The organism is Streptomyces sp. NPDC048411 (assembly GCF_040704695.1).
In the GTDB taxonomy this organism is placed as follows: Bacteria; Actinomycetota; Actinomycetes; order Streptomycetales; family Streptomycetaceae; genus Streptomyces.
In genome coordinates this window covers 1-7,697 of the sequence record NZ_JBEZKL010000216.1, presented here as the reverse complement: position 1 = coordinate 7,697, position 7,697 = coordinate 1, and the positions used below count along the sequence as shown (strand labels likewise).

Sequence of the window (7,697 nt, the reverse complement as noted above, 5' to 3'; positions counted from 1 at the left end):
CCGACAGATCTACTCCAAGGCACCTGCGGCCAGTTGTCGCACGGGTCAGGCTCGGGCCCCCTGCGGCACACCACGAGTCTCACAGTTGTCGCAGATCAGGTGGACGTCGCCGGGTGCGGGCCCTGGGGTGGGTCGTTTGGCGGCGCGGTCGGAGACCAGGGAAGCGATGGCGATGTGGGTTTCGCCGTAGGTTTCTCGGCGGCCGGTGTACCGCTGGAGCGGGCGCCACTGGCGGACTTCGGCGTTGGCGTGCTCGACGCAGATCCGGCGGGAGGACTGGCGTCGTTTCATCTCGCGCCAGCCGTAGCGTTCGGTGACCGGCCCCTCGTTCGGGGCCTTCATGTCCTTCGGTTTCCTGGGTGGGGCGCTGACCTGGTCGGGGAACTCGTTGGCCAGGCCGCGGTAGCCGTCGTCGACCTCGGCTCTCACGCCGGGGTGCTGGTGGAACTGCTCGGCGATGCCTTCGGTGCGCACGGCGGTCTGGTCGTGCATCCGGCCGGGGCGCTGGGCCCCGGACCACAGGGTGCGGTCCTGGCCGTCGCTGATCGTGGTGGTCTTGACGTTGTTCTGCCTGCGCTTGCCGGAGACGAAGGCCCGCCGGCCGGCCGGGACGGCCCGCGTGTGGGCGGCGGACCTGGGTCTCCATCCCGGCGATCCGCAAGGTGACGTCCTCGGCCGCGGCGTAGGCGAACACGTCCTCCAGGATCCGCAGCCGGATGCCGGGCCGGTCGGGGACGGCGAACCCACGGTCTGCCAGCAGCGGGCGGATCTCCCGGATGGCGCGGCCGATCGTGGAGGATCCCGCTTCGTAGAGCACGCCCAACGCCTCATGGGTGAGCCCGGTCCGCAGATGGACCAGTGTCACCAGGAGCCGGTCGGTGAAGACCAGTTCGTATTTCGGCCCGGCCCCCGCCTCCCGCAGACGGTTGCCCTCACGTCGCCCGTGACGCCCGGACTCGCAGCGCGTCACCCAGCGCGGGGCGAGTTCCGCGGCCAACTCGCCCAGATGTTGGCGCGACAGCCCGCAGAAGGCAGGATGGGACATGGCCGCGCGGGCCTGTTTGATCTTCACATACCAGACAACTTGCGCGGCCGTCTCAATGTCCCCGCCCCACCGACCAAGATCGATCGCAGGTCGCTCGTTAGGGTCGGAGGCATGACGACACCCCTTGCCGGCAGTGCCTTCGACTCGCTCCGCCTCGACGCCGTACCCGACCAGGAGGCGCTGCGCCGGGCGTACGAACTCCCCCGCGACGCGGCCGTGCGCAAGCAGATGACTGAACTCACCGAGCAAACCCGGCAGTTGATCGGCTGCTCATCGCTGGTCCTGGTCGCCAGCGCGGACGCCGACGGCAACTGCGACGTCTCGCCGCGCGGCGGCCCCGCCGGGTTCGTCGCCGTCCTGGACGCACGGACGGTGGCGATACCGGACGCGACCGGCAACAAGCGGCTGGACACTCTGCAGAACGTCATCGCCACCGGGCGGGCCGGGCTATTGTTCGTCATCCCCGGGCGGACCACCACCCTGCGCGTGAACGGCCGGGCCTGCGTCTCCACCCGCCCGGAGCTGCTGTCGCAGCTGACCGCCGTGGGAAAGCCGCCGGCCAGTGCGCTGGTGCTGGGGATCGAGGAGGTCTACCCGCACTGCCCCAAGTCGCTGCTGCGCAGCGGGGCCTGGAAGCCGGAGCAGTGGCTGCCGGCGGACGCCCAGCCGACCTCGGCCGAGGTGACACTGGCCCAGCTGCGGATGCCGGAGCTGACGATCGCCGACATCGAGCAGGCGGAGGCGGACTCGCTGAAGTACCGGTACGAGTAACGGGCCGACCTGCGAGTGAACCACCAGCCAGCCGAACTCCCAGGCCAGCACGCCCCAAGATCAGTCGCGGGTCAGCCGCAAGTGGCGTGCAGCAATGGATGTGCGAACACGTCCTCGGAATCGAGCCCGCCAGCGAGGACGAGAAACCCGAGCCACGCACCAGCCAGGCGGCGTAGTGGGCGCTCCACCTCGCCGCCGCAGCCCAGTTCTTCGAGCGCGAGGGACACCTGAAGGTCCCCCGCAAGCACGTCGAGACCATCGTGAACGGGAACGGCGGCGAGGACCAGGAGCAGCGGGACCTCCGGCTCGGTGCCTGGATCGGCAACCAACGCTCCCGCGCCGCAACGCTCACCCCGGAGCGGATCGAGCAGCTCTCTGCCCTCGGCATGCACTGGACGTAGGGCGCATTGGGCTGGGCCCGGCCCCGAAGCAACCCCGACACCGCGGTCCGAGTCTGGCAGAGCGGGCACAGTACGCGGCACCGTGTCCTTCGACCGTCTGCGCAGCCTCGCTCGTGGAGCAGCCGCTCTGAGGGGGATACATGAGCTTCGACGAGAACGAGCCCCAAGCCGTCCGCGATGACCGCCTTGCGGCCGAGCGGGCCTGGCGCAGGGCCGCACGCAGGTCAGCATCGCTCGACCTGCGAGGCGCCCACATCGGTCTGAGCATGGTGGCCGTCGCCCTGGTGCTCCTCGGCTGGTACGGCAAGCTCGTCGCGCTGGGCATCGTCAGCAGCATCTTTCTGCTCTGGTCCGCTATCGCCCTCATCTGGGTTCATGCCGACGGGGACCGGGGCCGGCAAGCATTCCAGCGCGTGTACAACGCGACCTTCGGATGGGGCAACGGGCTCTGACCCAACCGCTCCCACACAGGACCAGGCGGCACGAGAGGGAGGCTCGGGCAGGGAAGGTGCCGTCGCACTCGGCGCAGTACGGATCACCAACTGCCTCCGCAGCCCATCGACAAACGCTGTTCCTAGAGAGGTTCTGCGGAGCCGGGCGGTGCCTGTGGGGATGCTCGTCACAATTCCGTGGCGATGGCCGGGGGGAAGGGTTTACAACGGTCCCATGTCGCACACGCTCGCCTACCCGTTGCTGCGGACGACAGACCTCGAAGAGGTCTTCGCCCTGGCCGACCGGCTCCTGGTGCTGACCGCGCCGGATACCCCGCGCGTCACCGAACTCCGGGCCGACGTGTCGAGCTGGACGGAGTTCCGCGAACTCCTGGCAGTGGTCCCCGACACGACCACGGGCACGTCTGCCCTGACCTCGGTCATGGCACCGGCCGAGCCGCTCTCGCAAAATGACGAGAGGACCAGCGTCGAGCTGCGACTCCCCGGCCCCGATAGGGCCCTGGAAGCCACACGGGCTGCACTCGGAGTCTGCGACCGCCTGATTGCCTACTGGGATCACTTCGCCTGGCCCGAGGTGCCGGAGCTCGGCCTGAACCGGACCTGGAACTACGTCGGTCTCCAGGTGAGCTTCCATCATGACGACATCAACGTAGAGTCCGCCTGGACGCCGGAACACTCGCTCTACATTCACACGGGCGAGGAAGAGCGGGCGCACTGGCTCGCGGCCCGGGTCGGCGCCCGGGTCATCGGAGAGCCCCAGTCCAACTACTACTGACCCGCCGCGCTCAATCTGGAACAGCGCTCCACCGGAGCGTGGGTCCGGGGCGGTTCAGTGTTCGCCGCACTGGCCTCTGTTGATGCCATTACTCAGATCACCCGGTATCTGGACCTTGCCGGTGTGCTGGCCTGCGCGATCCTCGGCGGAGCGGTGGCCCGTACCGAGAAGCTTGACCTGTTCGGGTTCCTGGTCGTGGGAATCGTCTCAGGTCTGGGTGGTGGGATCATCCGGGACACCCTGCTGCAACACGGGACTCCCGTGGCATTGACGGACTACGCCTACGTGCCGACCGCCGTGGTCGGTGCTTTGATCGCCTTCGTCATCTCGATCAGCGAACGTGCCTGGAATCAGCTGTTCATCGCCCTTGATGCCGCTGTCATCCTGAATGTGCGTACCTATGACACCGCCGTCCGCCAGCAAGTGCTTGCCGCGATCGAACGGATCGTGCGGGCGGAGGCCCAGGGCGCAGACGCCCCCAAGGAGCCGGAGTTCGAAATCCTGTCGGCATTCCCACCCACGATCAACGATCAAGAGGCCACCGACACCGTCGCCCGCCATTCGGCGCCCCATTCACCTACTGGTGCATCGGCGGCATCGCCCCCGACGTTTACGCCACCGCGCAGAAGAAGGGCACCGTCTCCCAGGACATCCCGGTCAACCACAGCCCCACCTTCGCCCCCGTAATGCAACCCACCCTCGACACCGGGGTCAAGGCCCTCACCGTCGCCGCCCTCGCCTGGTTGGCCCCCTAAACGGCCGGATGGTCGACGGGCTCACCCTCATGGGCGCCGCCTTCGCCCCGCGTCCGACCGTCGGTGCAGCCGCCGCTGCGGGGCACGATCGCGAGGGCGTCGGCCCACTCGTGGACGATCGTGGCGGGCGCGCCGTCGTGGACGGTCCGGCAGAACGCGCAGTCGGGCCACAGGTGTTTGCGGGGGACCGGGGGCCGGTTGATGTAGTGGCGGGTGACCTGGACGCGGGCACCGGCCTCCCGCATCCGATGGCCGATGGTGTCGGCGATAGCGGGTGCGCTTAACCGGACTAAATAGTCGTCTCATTTGGCTTGTTCGCTAGTCTGTGGTCGTGGGCATCGTTGAGCGTCTGGTACCGGATGAGTTGTGGGAGCTGTTCGAACGGGTGGTGCCGCCTGCTCCGTCACGGCCGCAGGGAGGCGGCCGACGACGGTACGGCGACCGCGAGATTCTGGCGGCGATCATCTTCGTGGCCACGTCAGGCTGTACGTGGCGGCAGTTGCCTCCCTCTTTCGGGCCATCAGGTCCGACGGCCCACCGGCGGTTCACCGAATGGAGCAGGGCCCTGGTGTGGGCCAAGCTCCACCGCCTGGTCCTGGACGAACTCGGTGCACGCGGTGAACTGGACTGGAGTCGATGTGCCATCGACTCGGTGAACATGCGGGCCCTGAAAGGGGGGACCTGACAGGTGCGAATCCTGTCGATCGGGGCAAGAAGGGGTCGAAGATCCACTTGATCACCGAGCGGACAGGTCTGCCGCTTTCCATTGGCATCTCTGGCGCGAACCTGCACGACAGCCAGGCTCTCGAACCGCTCGTCCGCGGCATACCGCCGATCCGCTCCCGCCGCGGACCACGCCGACGCCGCCCCGCCAAACTGCACGCAGACAAGGGCTACGACTACAACCACCTGCGACGCTGGCTCCGCTCACGCGACATCACCCACCGCATCGCCCGGAAAGGCATCGAGTCGTCCCAGCGCTTGGGCCGACACCGCTGGACCATCGAACGCACCATGGCCTGGCTCGCCGGCTGCCGCCGCCTCCACCGCCGCTACGAACGCAAAGCCGAACACTTCCTGGCCTTTACCAGCATCGCTTGCACCCTCATCTGCTATCGCAGGATCGCCAAATGAGACGATCTCTAAGAGGGCGGTTCGTGAGTCTTTGGAAGCGCGCCCCCGCTCCCGAGTTCGGTCACTGGTTCGATCGTCACGCCCGCCCTGCCCTTCCCGCACCGTCGCAGTAAATGCGTACACCTCGCCCCAGCGGCCGGTGTCCTGTCTCAACGAAGTTGATCGTTCGCGCCCGCGCTGACCTGCGGGGACTGGATTGGGTGAGACGCAGGGACTCGGTTCGTCGAGAGAGATCTCGGGGTCGGGGCCGGAACGGGTTGAGTGCTGTCCCGGCTCAAGTTTGGCTGCCGCTGTACTGGTCTGGCCTTCATGCTCTGGCGCTGACGACTCCCAAACCGTCCATGTAGTCGCGGACTCGCGTGATCAGTCCGCTGCGGACGTGGAGTATCAAGAGACCGGGGACGGTGAACTTGGTGGCCTTCGTCGTCAGTGTTCCCACCACGACATGCTCGGCGATGATCACTTCCGGATCGGCGGTCTCGTAGGCCGCGATCCTCCTGACCTCTAGCACCTGGGCGGGGCTGGCGCCCCAGGCCGCCCGGTATCCGGCGCGCACGGCCTCACGCCCCTCGTAGCGCGGGGGGAAACCGGGAGAGGCGAACGGGAACTCGTGCACCGCGTCCATGGCATAGAGATCGGCGAGATCGTCTGGGGACTTGTCGAGCATGGCCTGGTAATAGAAGGTCAGCACCTCGTGAGGGGTGCGAACAGCAGGTGTATCCAGATGCGACACAGGGGTCATTCCATTCGCTCAACACTTGTTGACCCACTCACCGTAGGGTCGGTCGGAAGTTCGGTCAACGTCTGTAGAGTGAATTGGTGTCCACTCCTCGCCAGTCCCGCGCCGACCGCCGCCGAGCAACCGAGGCGCGCATCCTCGACAGCGCCCGGGAGCTGTTCGCCGAGAAGGGATTCGAGCGCACCACCATTCGCGCCGTGGCGGCCGCGGCGAGCGTCGACCCGGCTCTGGTCATGCAGTACTTCGGCTCGAAGCGGGAGCTGTTCACCCAAGCCGTGCAGGCGTTCCCCGCCCCGCTGACGGCCACTGATACCGACGCGCTCGTCGATCAGTTGCTGGCCTCGCTCGGCCTCAAGCTCGGCGGTCTTCCCGAAGGCACGCTGGCGATGATGCGGTCCATGCTCACCGACCAGGCAGCAGCCGATCACGTCCGTGTCGCCCTCGGCCGGCAGATCGACAGCGTCGGTGCCGCCCTGCCCGCTGCCGAGGATCCCGAGCTGCGCGCCGCACTGGTTGTCACCACGTTGCTGGGCGTCACCATCGGCCACCAGCTCCTCAGCCTGGCCTCGCTTCGTGAGGCCCCTGCCGATCGCATCGCCGCGTTGCTCCGCCCGGCCATCAAGGCCTTGGCAGGACCGCCGGAGTGAACGCGACGCCGGCCTGCTGGGAATCTCGGTCGAGGACATCGAAACGGCGATGGGTGCGTTGCGGCAGGTGGGCCTGGTTGACATGGCCGACGGCGGAGGAATCTCGGCGGTGTCGCCGTCGCTGGCGCTCGAGGGGATGGTCGCGCAGCGCGAGCAGCAGGTCAGGGCCGCCCGAACGGCACTCGACGAGCTCGCGGAGGAGTACCGGAGGGCGCGCGAGGTGCAGCTGTCGAACGGCATCGAGATCGTTCGGGGTCGCAGCGAGATCGGCAGCTTGCTCAATGGCCTGTTGCTGTCCGCCAAGGAGCAGTTCCGGATGTTCGCGAAACCACCGTTCGCGGTTTTCGGGATCTCCGAAACTGACACCGAACGCGAGGTCGCCGGCCGTGGTCTGCGGGAGCGGATCATCATCGAACGGACCGTGCTGGATGAGCCCGCCGCGGAGAAGGACCTGGTCGCCTCCCTGGATCGAGGACAGGAGATCCGCATGGTGCTGTCGTTACCGGCGAAGCTGCTGATCGTCGACGATTCGATGGCGATCGTGCAGCTCGACGAGGGTGGGCACGCGCACTCGGAGATCGCGGTGGTGCGCGCCGGGGGGCTGCTGGACTGTCTGGTGTTCAGCTTCGAGAGCCTGTGGCGGTTGGCCATGCAACTGCGGGAGGCCCCCGGCCGTAGGGTCGATCCGAGCTTGGCATCGCCGAAGGATCTCGCCGACCCGGCGGACCGGGAGGTCCTGATGCTGTTGCTGGCTGGGTACACCGATGCCGCGGTCGCTGCCCGACTGGGAATCAGCCTGCGGACCATGCAGCGCAGGGTCCGCACGCTGATGGATCTGGCCGACACCGATTCCCGGGTGTTGCTTGGCTGGCACGCGCGGGACCGGGGGTGGCTTTGAACGCCTTCGTCCCGTCGAGCCACCGACTGCGGTGGCTCGACGAGACGAGGTGGCGCCGGGGCCGAGGGCGTGTTTCGAAA

At 67.7% G+C, this 7,697-nt stretch carries 9 protein-coding genes and 4 pseudogenes; 9 read left to right on the top strand and 4 right to left on the bottom strand.

Annotated features, from left to right (window positions below; all coding sequences use genetic code 11):
- Nucleotides 1-45 precede the first annotated feature (45 nt).
- Together AB0915_RS37155 and AB0915_RS37150 are read right to left on the bottom strand one after the other, a co-directional pair.
- Complete coding sequence (locus AB0915_RS37155; protein WP_366695534.1) at nt 46-831, bottom strand: transposase family protein; 786 nt, start codon at nt 829-831, stop codon at nt 46-48.
- Nucleotides 803-1,045: pseudogene (locus AB0915_RS37150) on the bottom strand (transposase family protein); the annotation flags it as partial. The gene AB0915_RS37155 and the pseudogene AB0915_RS37150, both read right to left, overlap by 29 nt.
- A 111-nt stretch (nt 1,046-1,156) precedes the next feature.
- Between AB0915_RS37150 and AB0915_RS37145 the strand changes: the two are divergent.
- The 6 genes and pseudogenes from AB0915_RS37145 to AB0915_RS37120 form a co-directional block, all read left to right on the top strand.
- A complete protein-coding gene (locus AB0915_RS37145; protein WP_366695532.1) occupies nt 1,157-1,816 on the top strand; it encodes an MSMEG_1061 family FMN-dependent PPOX-type flavoprotein in 660 nt (219 codons plus the stop codon).
- Between the two features lie 80 nt (nt 1,817-1,896).
- A pseudogene (locus tag AB0915_RS37140) lies at nt 1,897-2,217 on the top strand (helicase associated domain-containing protein); the annotation flags it as partial.
- Between the two features lie 140 nt (nt 2,218-2,357).
- Complete coding sequence (locus tag AB0915_RS37135) at nt 2,358-2,669, top strand: hypothetical protein (RefSeq protein WP_366695530.1); 312 nt, start codon at nt 2,358-2,360, stop codon at nt 2,667-2,669.
- Nucleotides 2,670-2,883: 214 nt separating this feature from the next.
- Nucleotides 2,884-3,444, top strand: coding sequence for a hypothetical protein (locus AB0915_RS37130; RefSeq protein WP_366695528.1), 561 nt, complete (start codon nt 2,884-2,886; stop codon nt 3,442-3,444).
- A 57-nt stretch (nt 3,445-3,501) separates the two neighbouring features.
- A pseudogene (locus tag AB0915_RS37125) lies at nt 3,502-3,711 on the top strand (TRIC cation channel family protein); the annotation flags it as partial.
- Nucleotides 3,712-3,813: 102 nt separating this feature from the next.
- Nucleotides 3,814-4,199 (top strand): annotated as a pseudogene (locus AB0915_RS37120) (amidohydrolase); the annotation flags it as partial.
- Here the strand turns inward: AB0915_RS37120 and AB0915_RS37115 are convergent.
- A complete protein-coding gene (locus AB0915_RS37115; protein ID WP_366695526.1) occupies nt 4,196-4,444 on the bottom strand; it encodes a hypothetical protein in 249 nt (82 codons plus the stop codon). The pseudogene AB0915_RS37120 and the gene AB0915_RS37115 overlap by 4 nt on opposite strands.
- A gap of 92 nt (nt 4,445-4,536) precedes the next feature.
- Here AB0915_RS37115 and AB0915_RS37110 point away from each other — a divergent pair.
- A protein-coding gene (locus AB0915_RS37110) for an IS5 family transposase (RefSeq protein ID WP_366695536.1) occupies nt 4,537-5,333 on the top strand; the annotation gives its coding sequence in 2 pieces (ribosomal slippage) (nt 4,537-4,882 and nt 4,882-5,333; 798 coding nt in all).
- A gap of 307 nt (nt 5,334-5,640) precedes the next feature.
- Here the strand turns inward: AB0915_RS37110 and AB0915_RS37105 are convergent.
- Nucleotides 5,641-6,066, bottom strand: coding sequence for a nuclear transport factor 2 family protein (locus AB0915_RS37105; RefSeq protein ID WP_366695524.1), 426 nt, complete (start codon nt 6,064-6,066; stop codon nt 5,641-5,643).
- 86 nt (nt 6,067-6,152) lie between these two features.
- Between AB0915_RS37105 and AB0915_RS37100 the strand changes: the two genes are divergently transcribed.
- Together AB0915_RS37100 and AB0915_RS37095 are read left to right on the top strand one after the other, a co-directional pair.
- Nucleotides 6,153-6,719, top strand: a complete 567-nt coding sequence (locus AB0915_RS37100; protein ID WP_366695522.1) for a TetR family transcriptional regulator — start codon at nt 6,153-6,155, stop codon at nt 6,717-6,719.
- 49 nt (nt 6,720-6,768) lie between these two features.
- Nucleotides 6,769-7,617, top strand: coding sequence for a helix-turn-helix transcriptional regulator (locus tag AB0915_RS37095; protein ID WP_366695520.1), 849 nt, complete (start codon nt 6,769-6,771; stop codon nt 7,615-7,617).
- Nucleotides 7,618-7,697: the final 80 nt, after the last annotated feature.

Bases quoted from the DNA above. Each gene is read 5' to 3' on its own strand.
- AB0915_RS37155 (WP_366695534.1), bottom strand. From the start codon at position 831: ATGAGGCGTTGGGCGTGCTCTACGAAGCGGGATCCTCCACGATCGGCC.
- AB0915_RS37145 (WP_366695532.1), top strand. From the start codon at position 1,157: ATGACGACACCCCTTGCCGGCAGTGCCTTCGACTCGCTCCGCCTCGAC.
- AB0915_RS37135 (WP_366695530.1), top strand. From the start codon at position 2,358: ATGAGCTTCGACGAGAACGAGCCCCAAGCCGTCCGCGATGACCGCCTT.
- AB0915_RS37130 (WP_366695528.1), top strand. From the start codon at position 2,884: ATGTCGCACACGCTCGCCTACCCGTTGCTGCGGACGACAGACCTCGAA.
- AB0915_RS37115 (WP_366695526.1), bottom strand. From the start codon at position 4,444: ATGCGGGAGGCCGGTGCCCGCGTCCAGGTCACCCGCCACTACATCAAC.
- AB0915_RS37095 (WP_366695520.1), top strand. From the start codon at position 6,769: ATGGGTGCGTTGCGGCAGGTGGGCCTGGTTGACATGGCCGACGGCGGA.